Origin of the sequence: Micromonospora sp. WMMD714, assembly GCF_029581315.1 — a bacterium.
Lineage (GTDB): Bacteria > Actinomycetota > Actinomycetes > Mycobacteriales > Micromonosporaceae > Micromonospora > Micromonospora rifamycinica.
The window spans coordinates 3,044,002-3,067,228 of record NZ_CP120744.1 but is presented as its reverse complement, the minus strand read 5'-3'; the positions used below and the strand labels follow the sequence as shown (position 1 = coordinate 3,067,228).

At 69.8% G+C, this 23,227-nt stretch carries 21 protein-coding genes, 2 tRNA genes and 1 CRISPR repeat array; of the genes, 7 read left to right on the top strand and 16 right to left on the bottom strand.

Features of this window, described 5'->3' with window-relative positions; genetic code table 11:
- Nucleotides 1-325 precede the first annotated feature (325 nt).
- A CRISPR array of direct repeats spans nt 326-1,248; the repeat unit is 37 nt; unit sequence GTTGCGATCCTCGCCCGGTCCGCAGACCGGGCGCAGC.
- 294 nt (nt 1,249-1,542) lie between these two features.
- Nucleotides 1,543-1,740, top strand: a complete 198-nt coding sequence (locus O7625_RS13720) for a hypothetical protein (RefSeq protein ID WP_282346291.1) — start codon at nt 1,543-1,545, stop codon at nt 1,738-1,740.
- A gap of 123 nt (nt 1,741-1,863) precedes the next feature.
- On the opposite strand, the gene O7625_RS13715 is transcribed toward O7625_RS13720, so the two are convergent.
- The 11 genes from O7625_RS13715 to O7625_RS13665 form a co-directional block, all read right to left on the bottom strand.
- Complete coding sequence (locus O7625_RS13715) at nt 1,864-2,304, bottom strand: hypothetical protein (protein WP_282346289.1); 441 nt, start codon at nt 2,302-2,304, stop codon at nt 1,864-1,866.
- Between the two features lie 80 nt (nt 2,305-2,384).
- Complete coding sequence (locus O7625_RS13710; RefSeq protein ID WP_282346288.1) at nt 2,385-3,284, bottom strand: endonuclease/exonuclease/phosphatase family protein; 900 nt, start codon at nt 3,282-3,284, stop codon at nt 2,385-2,387.
- A gap of 49 nt (nt 3,285-3,333) precedes the next feature.
- A complete protein-coding gene (locus tag O7625_RS13705; RefSeq protein WP_282346287.1) occupies nt 3,334-5,328 on the bottom strand; it encodes a DEAD/DEAH box helicase in 1,995 nt (664 codons plus the stop codon).
- Entirely contained in the window at nt 5,325-6,452 is a 1,128-nt protein-coding gene (locus O7625_RS13700) for a CDC27 family protein (RefSeq protein ID WP_282346285.1), read from the bottom strand. The genes O7625_RS13705 and O7625_RS13700 overlap by 4 nt, the downstream gene beginning before the upstream one ends.
- An 85-nt stretch (nt 6,453-6,537) precedes the next feature.
- Nucleotides 6,538-7,674: a class II histone deacetylase gene (locus tag O7625_RS13695; RefSeq protein ID WP_282346283.1), complete on the bottom strand. Its 1,137-nt coding sequence runs from the start codon at nt 7,672-7,674 to the stop codon at nt 6,538-6,540.
- 190 nt (nt 7,675-7,864) lie between these two features.
- Entirely contained in the window at nt 7,865-9,127 is a 1,263-nt protein-coding gene (locus O7625_RS13690) for a histidine decarboxylase (RefSeq protein WP_282346281.1), read from the bottom strand.
- A complete protein-coding gene (locus O7625_RS13685; protein ID WP_282346280.1) occupies nt 9,124-9,957 on the bottom strand; it encodes a hypothetical protein in 834 nt (277 codons plus the stop codon). Before O7625_RS13685 ends, O7625_RS13690 begins: the two co-directional genes overlap by 4 nt.
- Nucleotides 9,958-10,160: 203 nt before the next feature.
- Nucleotides 10,161-11,579, bottom strand: a complete 1,419-nt coding sequence (locus tag O7625_RS13680) for an APC family permease (protein WP_282346935.1) — start codon at nt 11,577-11,579, stop codon at nt 10,161-10,163.
- Between the two features lie 35 nt (nt 11,580-11,614).
- On the bottom strand, nt 11,615-11,962 hold the full coding sequence (locus O7625_RS13675) for a hypothetical protein (RefSeq protein WP_282346279.1): 348 nt from the start codon (nt 11,960-11,962) through the stop codon (nt 11,615-11,617).
- 129 nt (nt 11,963-12,091) lie between these two features.
- Nucleotides 12,092-12,778 (bottom strand): N-acetyltransferase, encoded by a 687-nt coding sequence (locus tag O7625_RS13670; RefSeq protein ID WP_282346278.1) that lies wholly within the window; start codon nt 12,776-12,778, stop codon nt 12,092-12,094.
- Nucleotides 12,775-13,968, bottom strand: a complete 1,194-nt coding sequence (locus O7625_RS13665) for an FAD-binding oxidoreductase (protein ID WP_282346277.1) — start codon at nt 13,966-13,968, stop codon at nt 12,775-12,777. Before O7625_RS13665 ends, O7625_RS13670 begins: the two co-directional genes overlap by 4 nt.
- A gap of 415 nt (nt 13,969-14,383) precedes the next feature.
- On the opposite strand from O7625_RS13665, the gene O7625_RS13660 reads away from it, so the two are divergent.
- Together O7625_RS13660 and O7625_RS13655 are read left to right on the top strand one after the other, a co-directional pair.
- Nucleotides 14,384-15,721, top strand: coding sequence for a hypothetical protein (locus O7625_RS13660; protein ID WP_282346275.1), 1,338 nt, complete (start codon nt 14,384-14,386; stop codon nt 15,719-15,721).
- A complete protein-coding gene (locus tag O7625_RS13655; RefSeq protein ID WP_282346273.1) occupies nt 15,718-16,311 on the top strand; it encodes a flavoprotein in 594 nt (197 codons plus the stop codon). Before O7625_RS13660 ends, O7625_RS13655 begins: the two co-directional genes overlap by 4 nt.
- 219 nt (nt 16,312-16,530) lie before the next feature.
- Here O7625_RS13655 and O7625_RS13650 read toward each other — a convergent pair whose 3' ends face one another.
- Together O7625_RS13650 and O7625_RS13645 are read right to left on the bottom strand one after the other, a co-directional pair.
- On the bottom strand, nt 16,531-17,082 hold the full coding sequence (locus O7625_RS13650; protein WP_282346271.1) for a GNAT family N-acetyltransferase: 552 nt from the start codon (nt 17,080-17,082) through the stop codon (nt 16,531-16,533).
- Nucleotides 17,083-17,252: 170 nt separating this feature from the next.
- On the bottom strand, nt 17,253-17,477 hold the full coding sequence (locus tag O7625_RS13645) for a hypothetical protein (protein ID WP_282346270.1): 225 nt from the start codon (nt 17,475-17,477) through the stop codon (nt 17,253-17,255).
- A gap of 157 nt (nt 17,478-17,634) precedes the next feature.
- Here O7625_RS13645 and O7625_RS13640 point away from each other — a divergent pair, with 157 nt between their 5' ends.
- Both O7625_RS13640 and O7625_RS13635 read left to right on the top strand, forming a co-directional pair.
- Entirely contained in the window at nt 17,635-17,841 is a 207-nt protein-coding gene (locus O7625_RS13640) for a helix-turn-helix domain-containing protein (protein WP_208567406.1), read from the top strand.
- 3 nt (nt 17,842-17,844) lie between these two features.
- The gene (locus O7625_RS13635; protein WP_282346264.1) at nt 17,845-19,062 is read left to right on the top strand and encodes a site-specific integrase; all 1,218 of its coding nucleotides are present in this window, start codon (nt 17,845-17,847) and stop codon (nt 19,060-19,062) included.
- Between the two features lie 143 nt (nt 19,063-19,205).
- Here the strand turns inward: O7625_RS13635 and O7625_RS13630 are convergent.
- A tRNA-Lys gene (locus O7625_RS13630) sits at nt 19,206-19,281 on the bottom strand.
- A 184-nt stretch (nt 19,282-19,465) separates the two neighbouring features.
- On the opposite strand from O7625_RS13630, the gene O7625_RS13625 reads away from it, so the two are divergent.
- Together O7625_RS13625 and O7625_RS13620 are read left to right on the top strand one after the other, a co-directional pair.
- Entirely contained in the window at nt 19,466-20,737 is a 1,272-nt protein-coding gene (locus O7625_RS13625) for an Ig-like domain-containing protein (protein WP_282346262.1), read from the top strand.
- A 176-nt stretch (nt 20,738-20,913) separates the two neighbouring features.
- A complete protein-coding gene (locus O7625_RS13620; RefSeq protein ID WP_282346261.1) occupies nt 20,914-22,209 on the top strand; it encodes an Ig-like domain-containing protein in 1,296 nt (431 codons plus the stop codon).
- A gap of 198 nt (nt 22,210-22,407) precedes the next feature.
- Here O7625_RS13620 and O7625_RS13615 read toward each other — a convergent pair.
- Together O7625_RS13615 and orn are read right to left on the bottom strand one after the other, a co-directional pair.
- Nucleotides 22,408-22,480 (bottom strand) — tRNA-His (locus O7625_RS13615).
- A gap of 99 nt (nt 22,481-22,579) precedes the next feature.
- On the bottom strand, nt 22,580-23,170 hold the full coding sequence (orn, locus tag O7625_RS13610) for an oligoribonuclease (RefSeq protein WP_084261213.1): 591 nt from the start codon (nt 23,168-23,170) through the stop codon (nt 22,580-22,582).
- Between the last annotated feature and the right edge of the window lie 57 nt (nt 23,171-23,227).

The window sequence follows — 23,227 nt, the reverse complement described above, 5'->3', positions numbered from 1 at the left end:
ACAACCCCCAAGAATCAACGTCACAGATCCCCTGAGCCACGTGGCTACCGACCACAGAGCAACAACGCTGTCGGCGGCCACCACCGACTCCTTCCGCACCCAGATGGTCACCACAGCAAAAGTGTGTCGACCTGGCCCTCGATATCGAGAACCTTCCTGAGCCCGTAGAACAGCTCGTACCCAGCAGCACTGGTGGATACGGAAGGCCGCGATCCTCGCCCGGCCCATAGACCAGGCGCAGCCGACCGCGCCGGACCGGGCCACCCCGCACCCCGGGAGAGCGCGAGCACGCAAGGGTGAAGGCGGCCGGTAAGCAGCTCGGCGAGTTGCGATCCTCGCCCGGTCCGCAGACCGGGCGCAGCCCCGTACGCATCGGCGCCGCCGCCTTCACCTTCTTCGAGTTGCGATCCTCGCCCGGTCCGCAGACCGGGCGCAGCCGCCGCCCAGCGCGCCGAGGCCGCGTCCGCCGAGTGGTTGCGATCCTCGCCCGGTCCGCAGACCGGGCGCAGCCCGGGTACGCCACCTGGGACCAGCTATTCGAGGAGCAGTTGCGATCCTCGCCCGGTCCGCAGACCGGGCGCAGCCCCACCCACTGGGCCGACCGGTGGCTGCCCGCCCCCGTTGCGATCCTCGCCCGGTCCGCAGACCGGGCGCAGCACCACATCCGGCCGATCCTCGGGCACCTTCCCCTCGTTGCGATCCTCGCCCGGTCCGCAGACCGGGCGCAGCTGCAGCAGCGGTGGGAGGCCCGCACTGGTGGGCTGGAGTTGCGATCCTCGCCCGGTCCGCAGACCGGGCGCAGCTCCCGCGTCCTGCCCGGTCAGCCGCCGGTACTCCTCGTTGCGATCCTCGCCCGGTCCGCAGACCGGGCGCAGCTCGACCCCCGGCGCGGCGCGAGCATCAACGAGTGCGCGTTGCGATCCTCGCCCGGTCCGCAGACCGGGCGCAGCGCCGGTCGGCGATCACGTCGGCCGGATCGCCCAGCCGGTTGCGATCCTCGCCCGGTCCGCAGACCGGGCGCAGCCCGCGACCCCCGCTGCGAGGCAGGTGATGTCCCGTACGTTGCGATCCTCGCCCGGTCCGCAGACCGGGCGCAGCCCCACTTGCCTCGGGCGGTCATGACGGCGATGCCAGGGTTGCGATCCTCGCCCGGTCCGCAGACCGGGCGCAGCATCGACGCCGTGGACGCGATCGACGGCCAACCCGACGTCGTTGCGATCCTCGCCCGGTCCGCAGACCGGGCGCAGCGGCTCCCCAACAGCAAAAATCGACTCTCGTCAGAGAGCCGCGCAAGCGATGTGGAACCGGTATATCCCAATCATTGCCATTTCGCGGTTCGGAACCTCCAGCCTTTCCGTGACCACCGAGGGTTCCTAGATCATTCACTGGTTACCTTCAGTATGTCAGTGCTGACGCCGCGAGTGGAGTTGATGAACCTGAGGCCTCGGACAGCAGGGCGACGTCTGGCGGCTTCTTGCCTGGCGCCGGCACCAGCCGAACGCCCCCGCGCCGAGCGCTAGGCTCATCGCGGCGATACAGCGCTTGATCACCGCAGCCGACGGCACGACCGCAAGTCCACTGGCCGTCAGCCCGCAATGGTCGGAAAACCACGAGCAGGCGGGCGAGGATCTTGGATTGCTCGACCGGCATGGCGCGCTGACCCGCAGCCTACGTGAGGTGTTGACCCACCACCTTCTGCTCCTGTTCAACCGGCTCGGCATCTCCGCCGCTGATACCTGACTGACCGCGACGGCGGCCGCGACTGTGGCCTTCCACCACTCGTTCGACCACATCCGGCTACCAAAACGCCACCAAGATCGACAGTAGGGTCGACCCGGTGAACACTTCCCGCACGCACCGGGATCATCGAGTGCCGCGACGCTCCGCGAACAGGCCCCTGCATGTACTCGAACACCGAGGAGCCGTTGCTCGCGCGGGCCTACTCAGCGATGTCGGCGATTCGCTGGGTGTGCCCACCACGCCCCCCAGGTCGATCACCGCGCCAACGTGGGCCATGGGGGCGGTGAGGTAGACGTACCAGCGCACCGACTGGCCGGTCACGAAGCGGCGTCGGAACTCGTAGCGCTTCTCGCCGGTCCAGATCAGGTCGAAGTAGATCGGGTTGAGCGCCATCAGCACCGGCTCTCGGGCGTCGGCCGAGGCGTCGTCACCGAAGAGGCTGGGGTGGGCGCTGCCGGTGAACAGGTTCATCGTCACCCCATCCATCGTGTCGCCGGCATGGCCCCAGAGGGTGGCCGTCCAGGTCAGTCGGTGTGTCGCGAGGTCGAGCGGCGGTGCGTCCACCCGGTGGGGCCTCCTTCCGGCGGTCACCCCGGGGCCGGGAGGCTGCGAGGTGGGCAGGCGTTCGTCGTGGAGGTCCGTCGTCACTGTTCTCTGGTGGTGTGGGTGGGGTGTATGCGTAGGGTGCAGCTGATGCGGCGGTGGTCGGATGGCCAGGTGGTGGGGTCGTCGGGTGGGATGTGGATTTGGTAGGTGCCGGGTATGAGGGTGGCGGTGGTGAGGAGGGCGTGGTTGGCGAGGATGTAGTCGGTGTGGAGGCCGTGGGGGCCGTTGGTGGTGGGTGGTAGTGGGGTGGGTGTGTGGGGGTCGAGTTCGGCGAGGTGGTGGAAGCCTGCGCTGTTGGTGCGTTGGCCGGTGGTGGTGTTCCAGGTGCCAATGAGTCGGTCGATGGCGCGGGTGTCGGCGTGCCAGGTCCCGTTGTGGTGGTGGGCTTTGTGGTCGCGGGTGCTGGTGGGGATGTGGGTCCAGTCGGGTGTGGGTAGGTGGGGGCCGGAGCTGGTGGAGTTGAGGTCTCCGGCGATGAGGGTGGGGGTGGGGCTGGTGCCGCAGGTGGCGAGGAGGCGGGCGCGGGCGAGGCGCTGTTCCGGGTCAGCGTGGGGCCAGTGTTCGACGTAGACGTGGAGTTGGTAGGTGGGGTCGGTGCGGAGGCTGAAGCGGGTGAGGTTGCGTTTGTCGGGGAAGTCGGGTTCTTCGGCGGCGTCGAGGCGCAGGACGCGGGGGTCGTAGATGACGGCGGTGGGGAGTGCTCCGGTGTGGAGTTCGCCGACGTAGGGGCGGCCGGTGACGTCGGTGAGGTGTGCCATGGCGGTGTGTAGTGGTCGTCTGCCTCGGGTGTTCCAGAATTTCGCTTCGCAGAGCATGAGCAGGTCGGGGGGTGGTCCGTCGAGGAAGGCGCGGGCCAGGGGTGTGAAGTCGTAGGTGCCGTCGGGTTGGAGTCCGCCGGCTTCGTAGTTGAACAGGGACAGGTCGAGGTCGACGCTCATCGGGTGCTCCTGGTTGCGGTGTCTTGGGTGGTGGCCGGTGATGCTGGCGTCACGGGTGGTTCTTGTTGGTGGGGTGCGTCCAGGTGAAGCCGAGGGCGTTGAGGGCGTCGATGCGGTCGCGGGGGACGAGGTTGCGTTTGCGTTGTTTGCGGAGGTTGTGGACGAGGTTTCCGAGGTTGATGTCGCCTTCGTGGTGGTGGCGGGGTATCCGCAGGTGTCCCTCACGTCGTTGGAAGGCGGTGAACGCGGCGAGGTAGCGCTGCCAGCGGGCGTCGAAGACCCGCCAGGTGATGCCGCACTGTTCCAGGGTGAGTACCTGGTCGGGGGTGAGTTCGCCGCGCCGGTATCGGCCTCGGCAGTTGTGGATGAACCCGCCGAGGTCGATGTCGTCTTCCCGGTGGTAGCGGGGTACGTCCATGTGACCTTCGCGGTGTCGGAAGGCGCGGGCGGCGGTGGTGCCGGCTGTCCAGCTTTCGGTGGGTGGGGTGGGTGCTCTGCCGGTGGTGGCGTGGTCGAGGACGCGGATGGTGATGTCCCGCAGCAGGGTGTCGGTGAGGTATCCGTCGGGCATGCGCAGCAGGACCCGTTCGGGGAGTCGTGGTTGCCGGGCGCCGGTGGTGGTGCGGGCGTGGCGGTGGCGGGTGTCGAGGTCGGCGGCGAGGGTGTCGTCGTGGGCGCGCATCGCCCACAGGACTTGCAGGGCGGCCATCCACTCGTCGTCGGCGTGGGGTAGTCGGGCGGGGTCGTCGGGGAGTAGCAGGGGGACGAGGATGGTGGCGATGCCGCTGCCTCGGGGGTTGCGGCGGAGGGCGCGTCCGACGGTTTGGACGACCTGGACGGTGGAGCGCATGGGTCGGGTGAGGACGACGGCGTCGACGGCGGGGACGTCGACGCCTTCGGTGAGGGCGCGGGCGGAGGAGATGACGGTCCATCCGTCGTCGGGGGGTTCGGCGAGGTGGTCGAGGTGGATCTGTCGTTGGCGGAGGTTCTGCTGGCCGTCGACGTGGCCGGTGGTGAGTCGGCCTTTGGGTTGTTGTGTGGTCGGGAGGCGGGATGCGGTCCGGGCGAGGGTCGCGGCGAATTCCTTGCTGTCGGCGACGCGGGGGGTGAACACGAGGACCCGGCGTAGCCCGAACTCGGTGGCGGCGCGCAGGAGGGCTGTCTGCACGACGGCGGTGCGTAGGGGGGCGTCGCCGATGGCGGTGATCTGGTCGTCGTCGGTGTTCTGCAGGACCCGTAGGGCGTCGTGGGTGCGGACGCCGACGACGACGATGCGGAAGTCGTCGAGCCAGCCGTCGGTGATGGCCTGGCCGAACGGGTAGCGGTGCCAGACGGGTCCGAACACGGTCGGGTCGTCCATGGACAGCACCTCGCGGGACTGCTGTTCCTTGCGGTGTGCGGTGATGATGCGGGGTGTCGCGGTCATGTTGAGCCGCACCCTCGCGGGGAGGTGGGTGTCGTGGTGGACGTGGGCGAAGGTCTTACCTGCGAGGCCGGCGGTGCGGTGCGCCTCGTCGACGATCAGCAGGTCGGCGGTCATGCCCGTCGCGTGGAGTGCGGCGCCGACCCGGTCGGCGGAGGTGTTGGTGACCGCGAGCAGCCGCATCCGGCCGCCCGGGGCGTGTCGTAGCCAGGCGGTGATCTCGTCGACTCCGGTCAGGACCGGGCAGCTCAGGTCGTCGGTGTAACCGGCGACGTCGGCGACGGAGGTGTCGCTGCACACCGCCGCCGTATGGACGCCGACCGGCCGCCACACCCGCAGGGTCTGACCGACCAACGCCAACGACGGACACACGATCACCACCAGGCCCTGAGGGCAGCACCGCACCGCCGCGTGTACGGCGATGAGTGTCTTCCCGGTCCCGCACGCGGCGATCACCTGTCCCCTGCCGTCCCGGGCGGCACCCTCGACAATCGCCTCGACCGCTTCCCGCTGATATCCCCGCAGCGGCGGCAACGCCTCCGCCGGCAGGGGCCGTCGGTCGTGGGGGACGCCGGATGGGCGTGCCTTCATGCCGCGTGCGGCCGTGTCCGAGGCGGTCATGCCTGCGCCACCGGAAGGGAAAGGGAAGGGTTCACTGCTGCTCCTCGGCTGCTGTCGTGACGGGTGGCGTGGTGGCCGGTGGTGTGGTGGTGCCACAGCCGGTCGAGGTGTTCGGTCATGCGGGCGGTGGCGGGGTGTCCGGGGTGGGTGCGGCGGTGGCGGCCGATGGTGTCGGTGAGCAGGGTCCTGGCGGCGTGGTGGTGGCCGAGGTCGTGTAGGACGAGGGCGGTGGTGGCGCGGACGGCGAGGGTGGGGTGCGCGTCGGGTCCGACGGTGGCGGTCAGGTGCTCGGCGAGGTCCCGCAGCAGGTGGTACGCGCGTTGGTGGTGGCCTGCCTGGCGGTGGGCGGTGGCGAGGGTATGCGCGGCGGTCAGCGTCAGCGGGTCGGTGAGGCCGTGCAGGTGGGTGAAGCTGCGGTGGGCGTACTCGGCCCAGTCGATCGCCGCTTGGCCGTGCAGGAGCGGGGCGAGCAGGTGTGCGGCGTCGGCGTGGACGACCTCGACGGCGGTAGTGGCGGGGTCGATGCCGGTGAGGATGTTCCGCAGGATGGTGCGGGTGCGCTGTGGGTCACTGCCGGTGAGCCTGCGGGCGAGGTGCAGGTGCCCAGGCGGGACGCGTCGAGGCGGCCGGCTGGTGGGCCAGGTGATGCGCAGGTCGCCGGGGTCGGTGCCGGCGGTGACCCGGGTGATCAGCCGGTGGGCGTGACCGGCGGCGGCGCTCACCCCCTTGGGATCGGTGAGCGCGGGCACCAGGTGCGCGGCATGCCGCAACACCACTTCACCGACGGTGTGGGCGACGGCAGTCGCGTTCAGCACCGGTCGCCGACATGGGGGTGGGCAGTCGTAGACGAGCCCGGCGCAGGTGAACACCGCCGTCATCGGCTGCCGACAGAACCCGCAGTGCAGCAATCCGTCAGGAAGCAGGACCGGGACATCGGTGGTCGGGGCGGCAGGTGCTGCGGCGGCATGGGCGCGGGCTTTCGTCACCCACGTCTGGAGAAGCCGGCGGTCGAGGCGGAGTTCCCGGGCGACGGTGCTGATCGGGCCGCGTCGTCCGGTCGCACGGACGGCTTCGACCTGGCGCACGGCGGCGGCGATGAGATCGGGGGTGTAGGTACGGGCCATCAGGAAGATCGGTCCTCGGCAAGACAGGGTGGGCAGGGGAAACACCGAACGGCCCGGCCACAGCGGCACCAGGCCCGGCGGGTGGTCAGGACGTGGGCGCGGTGGCGGGCGCGGTGATACGAGGTACGAGGTCGGCTGCGGCGTCGATGACGTCCTGCTGGTGGGGGCGCAGAAGTTCGCTGGTGTAGGCGGCGACGATCGTGGCGTAGGGGTCGGTGATGCGGGTGGTGGTGCCGGTGAGTTCTTCGAGGACGGCGAGGACGCAGTAGGGGGTGTAGAAGGGGCTGTAGCCGCCTTCGTGGGCGGCGATGAGTCGGCCGTGGCAGAGCCGGTCGGCGGCATCGACGAGCAGGCGGGTCATGGCGCGGTAGGTGCTGGTGGTGAGCATCTGTCGGGCCATGGGGTCGAAGACGTTGGCGTCGACGCCGTTGGCGAGCAGGATGAGGTCGGGGGCGAAGCGGTCGAGGGCGGGGATGACGACCTGCCGCATGGCCTGGAGGTAGGCGGCGTGGCCGCTGCCGGCGGGGAGCGGCACGTTGAGGGCATGCCCGGTGCCGTGGGCGGTGCCGTTTTCGTGGGTCCAGCCGGAGTCGGGTGGGAAGCAGTTGGCCTGGTGCAGGGAGAGGGTCAGGACGGTCGGGTCGTTGTCGAAGATGCTCTGGGTGCCGTTGCCGTGGTGGGCGTCCCAGTCGACGATCGCGATACGGGCCAGCCCGTGGACGGTCTGGGCGTGGCGGGCGGCGATGGCGATGTTGTTGAACAGGCAGAAGCCCATGCCGGTGTCGGCGGTGGCGTGGTGTCCGGGTGGCCGGGTCAGGGCGTACCCGGTGGTGATGTCGCCGTCGGCGGCGGCGGTGACGAGGGCGAGCAGGCCACCGGCGGCGAGACGGGCGATGTCGTAGCTGCCGTGCCCGACCGGGGAGAAGCCGTCTCCCGCGTCGCCTCCCCCACGCAGGTCGCTCTGCGCGCGGATGTGCTGGACGTGTGCGGGGGTGTGCACCCGGAGCAGTTCCGTCATGGTGGCCCGGCGGGGTTCGATGACGAGGAGTTCGCTGAGGAGTCCGGAGAGGTGGATCAGTTCGTGGGTGCGGCGTTTCGCCTCGGGGTTCTCGATGTGCACGGCGGGTTGCACGCCGGCGGTCGGGTCGGCGGGGAGCAGGCCGGCGCTGGTGCCGGTGTCGTGCCACAGGTATTCGGGGTGGAAGACGTAGCCGGTGGTCACAGTGATCGCCTCGCAAGGGGGTCAGCGGACAGGTTCGGACAGCGACGGGCAGGTGCGCCGGGACGCCAGGACTCGGGGGCCAGGACTCGGGGGCCAGGACTCAGCGGCCGGGGCTCGGGGCCAGGGCAGGGGGTCAGGGCTCGGGGGTCAGGGCTCGGAAAGGTCAGCGCGGCGGGGTGGCGGGCAGTGGTCAGGGGGTGCCGATGCCGGCGGTGGGTGAAGGCGCTCGCCGGGGACGGGGAATCGACCTCGGCAGGTGCGGTTCACCCGGGTCGGGATTGCCAACCGGCGCGGTGGTGTCGGTGAGGTCGGTGACGAAGGCGTCTATCTGGCCCTGGGTGACGCCGGGCATGCAGATGAGGTGGCTGATGTCCGCGTCGGTGGCGAGGAGCCATTTCGCCCGTACGGGGGCGGGTGGGGTGGCCAGGACGACGGTGAAGGCGTGGGGGTGTCGCCAGGCGGGCCAGCCGGCGGCGGTGAGCTGGTCGACGGTGTAGGCGGCGAGGCGGCGGGCTTCGCTGACCCGCCACCGGTGTCCCTCCCGGCCATGGGTGGCGATGGCGTGCCAGAGCAGGGCGGCGGCCAGCCCGCAGCGCGATCCGGTGATGGTGGAGTCGAGGGTCGCGGTGTAGGCGACGGGGGCGGCCTGGCGGCGGAGGCTGTCGCGGATGAGGACCACCCCGCACGGCGTCGGCACCCCGAGGAACTTGTGCCCCGACACCGCGATGCTGCCAACACCACTGTCGTCGTCCAGGCGCAGCCGCCCGTCGAGGGCCAGGGGTATGCCGGACAGGGCGGCATCCACGTGCACGTGCCGACCCGGCACCTGATGCTCATTGAGGACGGTGTGGATGTGGGTGGTGTCGTCGACGGCTTCGGTCATGGTGGTGCCGGCGGTGGCGACCACGATCGCCGGCCACCGCCGGTGCCGACGCACCCGGACGGCGAGATGCGCGTAGTCCATCTCCCCGTCGGCACCCGCCTCGACGGCCACCCCGCGTGCGCCGAGCATGTCGATGATCTTCGGGATGGAGTAGTGGGCGGCGGTCGAGTAGTAGATCCGTGCGGTGGGGAGACGGCGGCGGGCGGCGTGCAGGGCGGACAGGTTGCCTTCGGTGCCGCCGGTGGTGACGTACCCCCACCGGTCGTCGGCGGGCATGGCCAGGGTGTCGGCGAGCCAGGCGATCACCGCCCGTTCGAGGACCCGGGTGTGCGCGGTCCCGCCGATATCGGTCGGGTCACCGATGTTGTTCCACAACCGGTACCCCAGCCGCGCCATCACCTCCCGATGGTCGAGGTCGACCGCGCCGGGGAAGCCGATGCTCGTCGGCGCGGCCGTGTCCGCCTGCGCGACCAGGTGGTCCAGGACGGCAGTGACGTCGACCGGGGTACGGCCGAGGTCGGCGGCATCGGCCAGACCACACCGACAAACAGACACAGGGGTGGGGGTCATGCGGGGTGTCCCGTGAGAAGGTGCCCGGCGAGGGTCCGGTGCAGCCGGGTCAGCTGCGCCCAGGTGTCCCGGGTGATCGGGTCGCCCTGCTCGGTGAGGTGCTCGTGCGGGTTGTAGTAGGTGACCCGGTCGGGGTCGAGGGGTTTGGTGCAGCGGACACCGTCCACGCCGATCGGGGCATGCGGATCCCGATCGACGTGCAGAGCCGTGCCGTCGGTCAGCAGCACGTAGCACTGGCCCTTGAGGTCGAACACCGAGCGGCGACGGTCGTCGTCGGGGTGGCGCAGGGTCCGGGCGAGCTGCTGCCACCGCCCCTGATCGGAGTCGAGGGTCGTCACCCCCACCCCCACGTAGACCGCACCGGACGGCAGGGTCATGTCACCGCCGTTGACCATCGACCCCTGTGGCCCCACCGGATGCCACCGACCGCCGGCCGCCCCGACGCGGGTGATGCTGTCGGCGACGACCTCGGTCAGGTCCGCCAGGAGACGGGGCAGGTGCTGCGACTCCGGGGACGACAGCCACAACCGGTACGCGGTGTGCAGCTGGTAGCCGTGCGGCTGCGCCGCAGCTTCGGAGACGAAGAACAACATCACCCCGTGCGGGCCGAGCGCGTCACGCTGCCCGTACCGCTGATCCGCCTCGAACATGTGCCCGGTGTTCAGGCGCTTCGCCCGGTAGACCACCTGCTGCCGCAGATCGGCCCACCATCGGGCCTCGACCGACACCCCACCATCGGGCTCCACCGGCTGCGGGGACGGCGACGGGGTGTGCTCGGGTGGGGCCACGTGGACAGGGACATCCCGGCGGTACGGTCGCTCGTCGGGCATGCGGTAGTCCGGCGGGGGCGGCTGGATCAGGTTGGGACCTGGTGGGGGTTGGTGGTCTGCCGGTCGGCGAGGGCCGGGCGGTGCCGACAGTCGCGGAGGTTCGGGTCGCCAGGCCGGGTCCAGCGGATCACTGCTGCTGCGGTAACCCGGTGCCACTGGTGTGTGAGCGGTGTAGGTCTTCATGATCCGATTTCCCTCAGGGGTCAGATGGAGATGTGAAGGGCATCGGGCACCGCATGCGTCTTCGGCGTGCCGTGCCCGATGCCGGCGAAGACCTCCGGCCGGGACCGGCGCAGATGCCCCGCCCACACGCCGCCAGCAGTAGCGGTCGCGGCGAGGATCACCGGGAGCAGCAGCGGATACGGCGACCCGGGCGCCGCTCCGAGCAACGAGCCGACGTTGCCGACCATCGCCACCAGGACCACCGACCCGCCGAGCACCCCCAGTGCGGGTGCGACCTTCCACTGCCACACCCCGGCCCGTTCGCCCCGCACAGCGGGTGGAGCGGCCAGCGCGGCGACCGACGCGGCGAGCAGGAGGCAGAGCAGGCCGAGTGCGCCGAGGGTGGACAGCCAGGTGAACATCACCGCCACCGGATCAGCCCCGCTGACAGCGAACACCGCCACCACGACCGCCGCCACCCCGGACTGGGCGAAGGATCCGCCGCGAGGCGCGCTGACCCGGGTCGTGCTCCCCGTGCGGGCGAGACCAGCCGGGAGGACACCCTCGCGGGCCATCGCGAACACGTACCGGGCGATCACGTTGTGGAACGCCAGCATCGACGTGACGATCGCGAACACCAGCACCAGACCGGCGACACCCACCCACGCCGCCCCGGCGGGTTCGAGGATCGAAAACGGTAGCCCGGCCGACGGGTCGGCGGCACGGGCCGCGACGGCCTGCGGGCCGACGGCGACGCCCATCGCCCACGCCGCAGCCGCATACACGCCACCCAGGACGACAACCGCGATGATCGCCGCGCGGCCGATCGACCGACGATCCACCGCCTCCTCCACGAACGAGCCCGGCGCGTCCGCACCCATGAACGCCGCCACACACAACGCCACCGCCCCACCGATCCCCCCGACCGCCAGACCGGAAGCGTCGAAGCCCTCCCAGGACACGGCACCATCAGCCGGGGAACCGAGACCGGCCACGACGAACAGCCCCACGATCAGCAGCGACACCGCGAGAACCCCACCGAGAACCCAGGTCGACAGCACGATCGCCCGCACCCCGAGCGCCCCCACAACCGCCCAGGCGACACCCGCCCACACCCACCACGTGCCGCCGAGCTGGGCGGCGAGGGTCGCCCCGAACAGGCCGTACAGACTGGTCTGGATTCCGGTGTACGCGACCAGCGCGACCAGACCGGCGACCACACCCCAACCACGGCTCAGACCGTGAGCGAGGATCCCGTAATAGGCGGCCGGATGGCCGACCTGGCGGGCCAGCGCGGTGTAACCCACCATCAACAGCGCCACCACCCCGGCCACCAGGACGAAGGTGAGGGGCAGCGCGGTCACCCGGGTCGTCGCGTACGTGGTGACCAGACCACCGGCGAGGACCACCATCGGCGCGGACGCCGCCGCACCGAAAATCGACAAGCCGATCGGGGTCATCGTCCGCCGGGCGAGCGCCACCTGAGCGTGGGGCGTCACCGCTGACCCCACTGCAACGAGTCCGGGCACGACGACTTCCGACAACCCCGCACCGGATGCGACTTCACCTCACCGGCGCTCGCGGTGACCAGCAACACCGCCGTCGGACGCACCGGCCCACCCCGCCAGTAACCCCGATCCCGATCCAACCGCCGCAACGCCACGTCCGCCCGCGGCGTGAACCCGAACAGATCATGGGCACCGTCCGGCCACTCCCGCCGGATCGCATACCCCCACAGATCTGCCTCCCCGTCGGTGCTGTCGGCGGTGACGGGCCGGGAGCGGGCGGGAGTCAACCAGGGCGGCAACCACCGACCCAACTCACCCCGACGCGGCGGAAACATGACCACCGGACGATCGACAACAGCCACCATGAGACAAGCCCTCCTTGAGAAACGGGTACACAGGGACGACCGGCGGGCCACACGGCCAACACCAGCTACCGATCGGGAAAGCGCCCTACCGGGGCACGCTCAGCAAGGACCAGGTCGCGCAGGGACAACCCGACCACGCAGCAAGGTCACCCCACGACGCAACCGGACCCGAGGAGGAAACCCGCCACACGACCGGCCGGCGTCGGGGGCGGGTCGCCACATCCGCCACAGGGCGGGACCGCCCGGTTCCAGCAGGATCGGTGACCTCGGCGTATAGCCGCACCCGGCCAACACCCCCTCCCGAGGACGACCACCCGGGCACTCCGCGTACGCCGGAAGCCCCTCAATGTCGAGGACCCGGTGACAGGCGGCCAGCAACACCCGCGCCGCATCCTCGCGGCCGGGACGGATGGCGAGGTGCGCGAGATAGGCATGCGGGACCGGCGGCACCACCGCATCGAGGTACGCATGCCACAACGCGAACCGCGACGCATGCCCGCCGAGTGTCCGGTGCAGGTCATACATCCACCCCGCCGACGGCACCGGCACCTCCACCCGCCGGAACCACACCGCCACCACCGACCGATCCCCCGTCGTGTCGACCTGGCCGTGCCGCAACCCCCACGACACCAACAACCGTGCATACGAGCCCAGCACCAGCGGACGCGCGGGGGCCTCCGGCACCAACCAGCCACCGACCGGCCCGACCGACAGGGACTCCGCCACCAGCGGCGACAGCACATCGAGGTCCGCCTCCGACGCCCGGCACACCACGACCCGCGTCACGGCACGTCCCCCGCCCGACGATCCTCCCCGGCCTCGCCGCCGGCCACTTCAGCGACCACCGTGCCGGCGTGACGTTGCCGCGACGCCCACGACACCGCGTCGAAGCCATGCCGGAACGTCACCGCCACATGCAGATCGTCAGGGGCAATGCCACCGACCAGCAGCCAGGTCCGCGCTTCCTCGATCAACTGCGGCGGACCACACACCACCACGGCCCGACCCGGCTCATAGTGGAGCAACACCGCACCCAACAAACCACCCGCCGCCAAGGGATCGACATCCCCATCACCGGGCACCGACACCACCGTCAACCAGTCGCCGTACGCCCGCCGCAACCCGTCCAACCCCGCCATCTCACACAGGGCCGGCAGGTCACGGGCACCGACCACCACCGTCACCCGCCGCCGCACCCGCGACGCGGCGAGCTGGTCCACGACCGCCCGCAACGGAGCCAGCCCCGTACCCCCGGCAACCAACAGCAGATCCGCGTCACCGACGGTCGCCGCCGACAGACCCACCTCACACACCGGCCCCAACCACAGCGACTCCCCCACCGCCACCTGCCCGACCAGGACCGGTGAGACGACACCACCGGGAATCGCACGAACATGGAACTCGACCGTCCCGTCCACACGCGGCGCGTTCGCCGGAGACAACCACCGCCACCGCCCCGGCACCCGAGGCGAACACACCGGCAACGCCTCCCCCGCCACGAAGTCCAGCCGCCCCACCGGACGCACCGACACCACCGCAAGATCCGCACCCGCCGACACCACCGACACCACCACACCGAACGTCACCAGCGGACCATCGCCCAGCATCTCGGCGGACTGCTCAGCCAGACGCAACACCCGCAGACAACCCTGCTCCCACACCCGGGCCAACTCCGGCCCCCACGACTCCCCCGCGAACCGCCGCACCGTGTCCACCACCGCCGCCGCAATCACCGCCCCATCACCCGGACACAGGTCGAACCGCCGATACAACCGGCCCAACACCACCAGACCAGCCCGATAAGCAGCAGGATCACCCCCACGCACAATCAACTCCACCACCGTCGAGAAGAACACCGGCGCAAGCCGCTGCGGAAGAAACCGCACACCCCGAAGCAGCAGGAACGACCAGAAGTACGCCGCCGCCCGCTCATGATCAGCGACAGCGAACATCGATGCCCGCGCCAGTTCGCTCATCGAGTCACCGAGATGCTCGGCCCACCCGGGACAGCGGTCGACCCCCAAAGCCCGGCACGCTCACCGCTGCCAGCCAGCCGCTCGGGAGCAGGGTGGCCGCCGCCCGCCCACGCAGCCCTTCTCTCAGTACGCGGACGGGGAGCTACCGCTGCTGCTGGCGGATTGCTCGATGACAGCAGCTGCAGAGGCGTCAGATCGCATTCTGGCCTGTCACTGCTCGGCACATCCATCTGAAGCTCCCTGCCGTTTGAGATTGCGCTGACCTGCCGGTGAACCCTGGGTGCCGGCACACCCAGACTGTCGCGGGCGGCGTGTGGTCGGAATGTCCTTCCGGTGCACCGTCGGTGCACCGGCAGTCACCCCATGTGCCGCTACGATCACCAGGCAGCGGAGGCCCCTATCGGGAGGATGTGTGATGGCTCCGATCACGACTTGGACCGGCCGGGACGCCACCGCCCTGCGCCAGGCGTCGCGGATGAGCGTCACCACCTTCGCCGAACACCTGGGAGCGGCCCGTCGGACGGTGGCCAAGTGGAGCAGCCAGGGCGACAACGTCGTCCCTCGCGCCGATATGCAGGCCGCGCTGGACACCGTGCTGACCCGAGCCACGCCCGACGTCCGCGAGCGCTTCGCAGTCCTGCGCGCGATGGGCACCAATGGTGCAGCCGAGAGCACCAAGCTGCCGCATACCGGTCAGGATGCTGATACTGGTGAAGACAGCCACCACAGCTCGGACTCGGATGGTGACGTGCGACGGCGACATTTCCTGCGCAGCGCTGCGATCAGCGTCGCCGGTGCTTCCAGCGTCGTGCCAGTGCTCGACGCGCTCGTCTCACTCCGGCAAACGCCGGCGACGGTGTTGTCCGTGCAGCAACTCTCCCGCAAGGTGGTCGCCGTCAAACGCGACTACCAGGCCTGCCGGTACGAACGCGTCCTCGATCAGCTCGCCATGCTGCTGCCTACCCTCGAACCCGCCACGGTCGGCGCGGAAGGTGGGCATCAGATGCAGGTCAACGTTCTCGCCGCCGAGCTGTACCACGTCGTAGGTAGCGTCCTACTCAAGCTGGGCGACCGTGCGATGGCCCTGGTCGCCGCAGAGCGGAGCACCCGCGCCGCCGCAACGAGTCAGGACCCGGTGGCCGTCGCCGCGAGCGCACGGATCATGACCCACGCCCTGATGAGCAACAACCACGACGACCAGGCGGTGACCCTCGCCGCAGACGCCGCCGGCGTACTCGACCGGGACACCGGCCTCGCGTCGACCGACGCCGTCGCCGTCTACGGCGCTCTCGTTCTACGCGGTGCTGTCGCCGCAGCCCGTCGCGACGACCGGGACACCGCACACACCATGCTCGAAGAGGCCACCCGCGCCGCCACCCGCCTCGGCTACGACGGCAACGACCGGTGGACCGGCTTCGGCGCCACCAACGTCCTGCTGCACCGGGTCAACATCGCCCTCACCCTCGGCGACGCCGGCACCGCCATCGACATCGCCCGCACCGTACCCCTGGAAAAGATCACCCTCGCCGAACGCAAAGCCACGCTGCACGTCGACGTGGCCCGCGCCTACACCCAGTGGGGACGCCACGAACAAGGCCTCAACGCCCTCCGCACCGCATACGAGGTCGCCCCCGAAGAGATCCGCTGCCGCCCAGCAGTCCACCGCCTCACCAACGACCTCACCCACCTCACCAACGGCCCGATGCGCGCAGCCGTCGTCGACTTCATCCAGACCGCCGGAATCCCAAAATGACAGGACGCCACCTCCAGATCGTTGTCTGCGCCGCTGGCCCCGCCCCCGACGTCACCACCCTGATCAACACCGCACACCAACGGTCCTGGACTACGGCGGTCACCGCCACACCCCATGCGGCGAACTTCATTGACATACCGGCCATCGAAGAACTGACCGGCACACCCGTGCGATCCGACTACCAGGCATCCCCGGGCACCCGCCGCCTGCTACCCACCACCGACGCACTGGTCATCGCACCCGCGACCTACAACTCGATCAACAAGATCGCCCTCGGCCTCGCCGACAACTACGCCATGACCACCATCGCCGAACTCATCGGACGAAACATACCCACCGTCATCGTTCCCTTCGTCAACACCGCCCTCGCCACACGACGCCCCTTCCGCCACGCCGTGACCAGCCTCCGCGCCGAGGGCGTACACATCATGCTCGGCCCCGAAGAAGACTGGAAACCACACCCACCCGGCAGCGGTAACGACCGACGGCTGGCATTCCCCTGGGTCGCAGCGTTCACGGCAGCAGCCAGGAGTGCCTTATTGGGCCGGGGCAGGCTGGCGTCAGAGACCCCTCCGCCGGAAGACGGCTAATCGGTACCAACTCTTTTCGCATTGGAGTCAGCGCCAGCAGATGATGGGGCAGGCCAGGGAGGCTTCGTGAATGTTGTCGCGGATCTCCCAGCGGATGCGTGGGCGGCGGAATCAGTCAAGTAGAGCGATGGTCTGCTCGACGGTTGAATCCGTGGGAGCGGACGCTAGCGTACGAGTGCTTAACCAGGCGATCAACGCCTACCGCGCACAGCCCGCCATCTAACGCAGGGAACGCACGAACTTGACGTATTCCCGGTAGTAAGCGCCCGGCCGCCCGGGAACGGTACCGACCCGCTGCCAGCCCCACCCCTCATAGAGCGCATGAGTAGCGGTCGCGGCAGGGTTGGCCGACAGCGTGGCGCGTTCCTCGTGTCGTCCCCTCAGGAACGAATCGTGCAGGCCGCGCCCGATCCCCCGGCCCTGCCACGCCTTGCGCACCTCGATCTCGGCCAGGACCACCGTACGTTCGCCACCCCGCTCATCGGTGAAAGCCTCCTCCGGAGCCGGCTGAAGCCCCGCGAACCAGTCCCGATCCTGCCGCAGGCTGTACCCGAAGACGAACCCCACCAGCTCATCCCCCGCCCGCGCGGTGACCAGCGCATAGTTCCGCGCACCCAACGCCGCCGTGGCCCGCCCCCGGAACGCATCGACCTTGACCGTCGCATCCTCGCCAGGCACCTGCCCGTAGGCATCCGCATAGACCTCACACAATTCGTCCATCAACCCGCCAGCAGCCTCCGCACCAAGGCGGGCAAACGTCACATCGCTCACGCCCACCACCCTACGGACGCCCCCACACGCCGTCCTTCCCCGCGCCACGGGGAACTACGCTGAGCACGCACCGACGACTCGCGCCGGTCTTTACGCCGTGCCGGGCTTTCAGCAGACGACGCTACGAATTCCTACCTTGTGGAGGGTTGGAGTCGAAGCAAGGGCAACCGTCACGCTGTGTCCGCACCGCCGCCGGTAGCCTCGTCGAGCTGCCGGCGCAGTTCTGCGGCCTCGTCGGTCCGCCCCAGTCCGTCAAGGACATCGGCGAGGGTCTGGTAGGCGGCGAAAAGCCGCTCGGCGAACACGGCCGGCAGCTGTTCGGTCAGACGCGCGTAGATGGTGATCGCCTCGGTGGTCGCTTCCAGTGCCTCGGCGAGGTTGGCCTTCACGTTCACGCACACCCACCCGTACGCCCACAACGACGTCGCGAGGTCGGGTAGGTAGGCGGCAGGATTAGCCTCAGCCAACCGCCGACGGATCGCGACAGCTTCCTCGCTGGGAACCAACGCCTCCTCCCGCCGCCCCAACCCGGACAGCAGACCCGAGCCCGCAGTGAACACCCCCGCCGCCGAGTGGCGACCCGATCCCCTCCTGACCATTGATGACGTCGCGACCTGGTTGGGCAAACCGAAGAACACCCTCTACGCCTGGCACAGCCGAGGCAAAGGGCCACGCGCCATCCGCGTCGGCAACACCCTGCGCTACCGACGCAGCGAGGTCGAACGCTGGCTCGACGCACACACCGACCCGGAGCGCTGAGCCGTGGCCCGACCTCCACTATCCATCGGCACCTGGGGCAACATCCGCACCGAGAAGCTCGGCCCCAACCGGTACTGCGCCCGAACCCGATACCGCGATCACGACGGCAAGACCCGCGACGTCGAGGCCACCGACACCACCGGCCCGGCCGCCATCCGAGCGCTGAAGATCAAGCTACGCGACCGGGTGGCCCCCAACGACGACGAGATCACCCGGGAGACGCACGTCAGCACGCTCGCTGCTCGGTGGCTGGAAGAGATCACGGCAGAGGAGCGCGTCTCGCCGCAGAGCATCAGTAGGTACGAGATCAGCGTGCGGGTCTCCATCGTGCCCGTCCTGGGTGACCTACGGATCCGGGAGGCAAGCGCGGGCCGCATCGACAAGTTCCTGCGTAAGATCGCCGAGGATCGCCCCTCGGCAGCCAAGAGCGCGAAGGTGGTCCTCGGCCAGATGCTGGCACTGGCCGTACGTCGCGGCGCGCTCACCACCAACCCCATCCGCGACACCAGCCGCCTACGCAGGCCACGCAAGACCGTCGTCGCCCTTGAACGGGAACAACTCGACGACGTCCGCGCGGCGATCCGGAGGTGGCAACAGCCGACCCCCGGCAAGTCAGGCCCTCGCCCGACCAGCGACCTGGCCGACATCGTTGACCTCATGCTCGCCACCGGCGCCCGCATCGGCGAGATCCTGGCGCTGCGGTGGGAAGACCTGGACCTCGCCGTCGAACACCCCGTCCTGACGATCTGCGGCACCATCATCTACGTCAGAGGCCAGGGCTTCTTCCGCCAGGAGTGGACGAAGACCGACGCGGGCTTCCGGTCAGTGGTCCTGCCCCGCTTCGCGGTCGGAATGCTGATGGCCCGCAAGCTCGACGCCGCCGACAACCCCCACGACGCGATCTTCGCCTCCCGACGCGGCACCTGGCTATCCCCACCGAACGTCCGCCGGCAGTGGCGTGCAGCCCGCGCCGACACCGGCCTCGAATGGGTCACCCCGCACACCTTCCGCAAGACCGTCGCCACCCTGATCGACAGGGAGGCCAGCACCGACAGCGCCGCCGCCCAGCTCGGGCATGGCAGCAACGAGATCACCAAGAAGCACTACATCGTCAAGGCCGCCCTCGCCCCGGACAGCTCCGCCATCCTCGAACAGCTCGGCGGAAGGCCACCGTCAGGCGATCCGGAGAACCTCGGCCCTGGCACGCAGCCGACCGCATAGACGGGCAGCGGCCGGCAGCACCACCCGCCCCGTCGAATGTGATCGCCCCAGGGCGTTACTGGGGGGTTTACGGGGGGCGGTTCAAAACTACATAGATGAACATCAAGGCCCTGGCCAGCTAAGCGCTGGTCAGGGCCTTTTTGTGGTGCGCCGCCAGGGACTCGAACCCCGAACCCGCGGATTAAGAGTCCGCTGCTCTGCCAGTTGAGCTAGCGGCGCTCGTTGGCACGCAGAGAACATAGCACGGGGCAGGAGCGGGGTTCCAATCCACTACCCGGCTCCCCCCTTCGGTCGAGCTTAACGGTCAAAAGCCGCCAAATCCCCCACCGTACAACGTGCGGGATCGAGCCGGTGGCCTGGATGGGGCACGATGTCCGCCAGGTACGCGAGAACAGAGGTGGGGATGGGCAGGTTAACGCGGGGCGGGGCGATGGCGGGCGCTCTCGTCCTGGCGGCGTCGCTGGCTCTGGCCGGGTGCGGCGGCGACCAGAAGAAGCAGGCCGAGTTCGTCGGCGGCACCGGGGCTTCGCCGAGCACCGAGGCGGTGGCCCCGACGCAGTCCGACGGGGCGTCGCCGTCGGCGCCGGCCGCCGGCCTGGCGGTCAGTCCGGCCGACGGGGCGAAGAGCAGGCCGGTGAGCACCGAGATCAGCGCCGACCTCCCGGGCGGCGGCAAGATCTCCTCGGTCACCCTCACCACGGGTGACGGCAAGCAGGTCGGCGGGAAGATGCGTCTGGACGGCAGCTCCTGGGTGCCGTCGTCGGCCCTGAAGTACAACACCAGATACAAGGCCACGGTGACCGGCACCGGCGCCGACGGCCAGCCCCGGCAGGGGGTGAGTACGTTCACCACGATGGCCAAGCCGAGTTCGATGATCGGCTCCGGCCTGTACCTCTTCGACGACCGGACGTACGGCGTGGCCATGCCGGTGGTGGCCGAGTTCAGCCCGGGTATCCCGAAGAAGGACCGGGCGGCCGTCCAGAAGCGGATGTTCGTCAAGACCGATCCGCCGCAGCCGGGTGCCTGGCACTGGGTCTCCAGCGGCACCCAGGCGTACTACCGGGGGCCGGAGTACTGGCAGCCGGGGACGACGCTGAGCGTCCGGATCGCACTGGCCGGGATTCCGCTGAGCAACGGCCGGTACGGCAACGTGGACCGGTCGGCCACCGCCAAGATCGGGCGGGCCTTCGAGATGAAGGTGGACAACGCCACCAAACAGATGGAGGTCTTCGAGGGCGGCCAGCTGGTCAAGACGTTGCCGGTCAGCCTGGGCAAGAAGAGCACGCCCTCCTCCAGCGGCACGATGGTGGTGATGGAGAAGAAGGAGAAGACCGTCTTCGACACCATGGACGAGCCGGACCCGGCCAACCAGTACCGCACCGAGATCGATTTCGCCCAGCGGCTGACCTGGGGCGGCGAGTACATCCACGCGGCACCGTGGTCCGAGGGGGTGCAGGGTCGGCGGAACGTCTCGCACGGCTGCGTCAACGTCTCGATGGCGATGGGCAGGTGGCTCTTCTCCCAGACGAAGGTCGGTGACCCGATCACGGTCAAGGGCACCCCGCGCAAGCTCGAACCGGGCAACGGGTGGACGGCCTGGAGCCTGACCTGGGCGGAGTTCGTCAAGGGCAGCGCGCTGCCGGTTCCGCAGGGCGGCTCGGGCCCCCTGGTCTGACACACCCGGCCCGGGTCGACGCGGTCCGCGTCGACCCGGGCCGACGTGGACCGGTGACCCACCGTGTTCACACTTCGTCCACCGGCGTGTTTCAGTTCACCCTTCGCAACCGACGGGCGCTCCCACACGTCAGTGAGGCACGATGGAACATCGGGGACCACGACTGTGAGGGAATCATGCGACTTGTCCAGGACCATCTGACCGGGCGTACCGGTCGCCGCCGGGTGCTCGCGGCGGGGGTCCTCGCCGCGACGCTGGCCCTCACCTCCGCCTGCACCGGCTCCGGCGGTGACAAGCCGTCCAGTTGGCAGGGCGGCGGCGGGGAGAGCGCGCCCAAGGCCACCGCGACGATCAGCGAGCCGAAGGCCGACGCCACCGACGTCCCCGCCTCGACCGGCATCGTCTTCGCGGCCAAGGACGCCAAGGAGACCACCGTCGCGCTCACCGACGCGGCCGGCAAGCCCGTCGAGGGCAAGCTCGCCGCGGACGGTGCGAGCTGGCTGCCCGACAGCACCCTGGAGTACGGCGGGAAGTACACCGCCACCGTGACGGCCACCGGTGACGACGGCAAGTCGGCGACGGCCACCAGCGCCTTCACCGTGATGGCCAAGCCGGACAAGCAGGTGCGGGTGACCAGCTTCCTCGGCGACGACCAGGTGGTCGGCGTGGCCATGCCGCTGATCGTGAAGTTCGGTCGGGCCGTCCCCGAGGACTACCGCGACGACGTGCAGCGACGGATGACGGTCACCAGCACCCCGGCCCAGGAGGGCGTCTGGCACTGGGTCAGCCCCACCGAGGTCCGCTACCGGCCGAAGGAGTTCTGGAAGTCGGGCAGCACCGTGTCGTACCGGGTGCGGGCCGGTGGGCTGCCGATGGGCGACGGTTGGTACGGCCGGTCCGACCTGACCGTGGACATCAAGATCGGCCCGGCGGTGGTGATGCAGGTCGACAACAAGACCAAGCGGATGACCGTCACCAGGGACGGCAAGGCCGTCAAGACCGTCCTGGTCAGCCTGGGCAAGAAGAGCACCCCGTCGTCCAGCGGCACCATGGTGGTGATCGAGAAGCTCCGTAAGACGGTCTTCGACACCATGGAGGAGCTCGGCCCCGAGGAGGGCTACCGCACCAAGATCGACTATGCCCAGCGGCTCACCTGGGGTGGCGAGTTCATCCACGCCGCCCCCTGGTCGGAGGGGCAGCAGGGCACCACGAACGTGTCGCACGGCTGCGTGAACGTGTCGATGAAGGACGGCGCCTGGCTGTTCGCCAACACGAAGATCGGTGACCCGATCACGGTCAAGGGCACCGAGCGCAAGCTCCAGAACGGCAACGGCTGGACCGACTGGAACATGAGCTGGGACGAGTACGTCAAGGGCAGCGCCCTGCCGTACGACCCGGACGCCGGGCAGCCGGACGCCGGCACCGCCCCGGACGGCACCGCCCCGGAGCCGAGCGCCACGCCGACGTCCTGACCGGGACGTCGACACCCCGACCCGACCGGAGCACCGACCGTCCACGATCGGCCCCCGCCGCCAGGTGGGGGCCGATCGTGCGTCCGGGACAGGCACGACGGGTGGCGACAGCGGGCGCGTCCCCCGGCAGACCCCGGAAACGACTCAGGCCCCCTCGGCGGAGGGGGCCTGAACTGCGGTGGAAAGCTCCACCAACCGGGTGACTGATGGGAATTGAACCCACGACAACCGGGACCACAACCCGGTGCTCTGCCAACTGAGCTACAGCCACCATGCCGTCCGCTCCGGTCTCCCGGGCGGGTGCGGACTAATAATAGCCACACCCGGGCGGGGCCCGTCCAGCGGGTTGCACCCCGACCGGCGGACCGGCTCAGAGCTGCGCGGCGATCGCCCTCGCCGTGTCCACGTCCGGGCCGGGCAGTGGCACGAACAGGGTGCGCCGGTAGTACTCCAGCTCCCGGATGCTCTCCCGGATGTCGGCCAGCGCCCGGTGCGCCAACCCCTTCTGCGGCTGGCCGAAGTACACCCGGGGATACCAGCGGCGGCACAACTCCTTGATCGACGACACGTCGATCATGCGGTAGTGCAGGTGGGCGTCGAGCCGGGTCATGTCCCGGGCGATGAAGCCGCGGTCGGTGGCGATCGAGTTGCCACACAGCGGCGCGGTGCGCGGGTCCTTCACGTGGCTGGTCACGTACTCCAGGACCAGGTCCTCGGCCTCGGCCAGGGTGACCGTGGAACGGCGGGCCTCCTCGGTCAGGCCGGACTTCGCGTGCATGGTGCGGACGATCTCCGGCATCGCGGCCAGGGCCTCGTCGTCGGCGTGGATGACCACGTCCACCCCCTCACCCAGCACGTTGAGGTCGGGGTCGGTGACCAGTGCGGCGACCTCGATCAGCTTGTCGCTGGTGAGGTCGAGCCCGGTCATCTCACAGTCGATCCAGACGAGTAGGTCAGCCACCGCAACAGACTACGCGCAGCCCAGGTGCCCGCGCCTCGGCACTGTCGGGGGACGGGA

Coding starts and splice junctions, on each gene's coding strand:
- O7625_RS13675 (WP_282346279.1), bottom strand. CDS start 11,962: ATGTTTCCGCCGCGTCGGGGTGAGTTGGGTCGGTGGTTGCCGCCCTGG.
- O7625_RS13685 (WP_282346280.1), bottom strand. CDS start 9,957: ATGCCCGACGAGCGACCGTACCGCCGGGATGTCCCTGTCCACGTGGCC.
- O7625_RS13625 (WP_282346262.1), top strand. CDS start 19,466: ATGGGCAGGTTAACGCGGGGCGGGGCGATGGCGGGCGCTCTCGTCCTG.
- O7625_RS13710 (WP_282346288.1), bottom strand. CDS start 3,284: ATGAGCGTCGACCTCGACCTGTCCCTGTTCAACTACGAAGCCGGCGGA.
- O7625_RS13665 (WP_282346277.1), bottom strand. CDS start 13,968: ATGAGCGAACTGGCGCGGGCATCGATGTTCGCTGTCGCTGATCATGAG.
- O7625_RS13705 (WP_282346287.1), bottom strand. CDS start 5,328: ATGACCGCCTCGGACACGGCCGCACGCGGCATGAAGGCACGCCCATCC.
- O7625_RS13690 (WP_282346281.1), bottom strand. CDS start 9,127: ATGACCCCCACCCCTGTGTCTGTTTGTCGGTGTGGTCTGGCCGATGCC.
- O7625_RS13660 (WP_282346275.1), top strand. CDS start 14,384: ATGGCTCCGATCACGACTTGGACCGGCCGGGACGCCACCGCCCTGCGC.
- O7625_RS13620 (WP_282346261.1), top strand. CDS start 20,914: ATGCGACTTGTCCAGGACCATCTGACCGGGCGTACCGGTCGCCGCCGG.
- O7625_RS13700 (WP_282346285.1), bottom strand. CDS start 6,452: ATGGCCCGTACCTACACCCCCGATCTCATCGCCGCCGCCGTGCGCCAG.
- O7625_RS13655 (WP_282346273.1), top strand. CDS start 15,718: ATGACAGGACGCCACCTCCAGATCGTTGTCTGCGCCGCTGGCCCCGCC.
- O7625_RS13680 (WP_282346935.1), bottom strand. CDS start 11,579: ATGACCCCGATCGGCTTGTCGATTTTCGGTGCGGCGGCGTCCGCGCCG.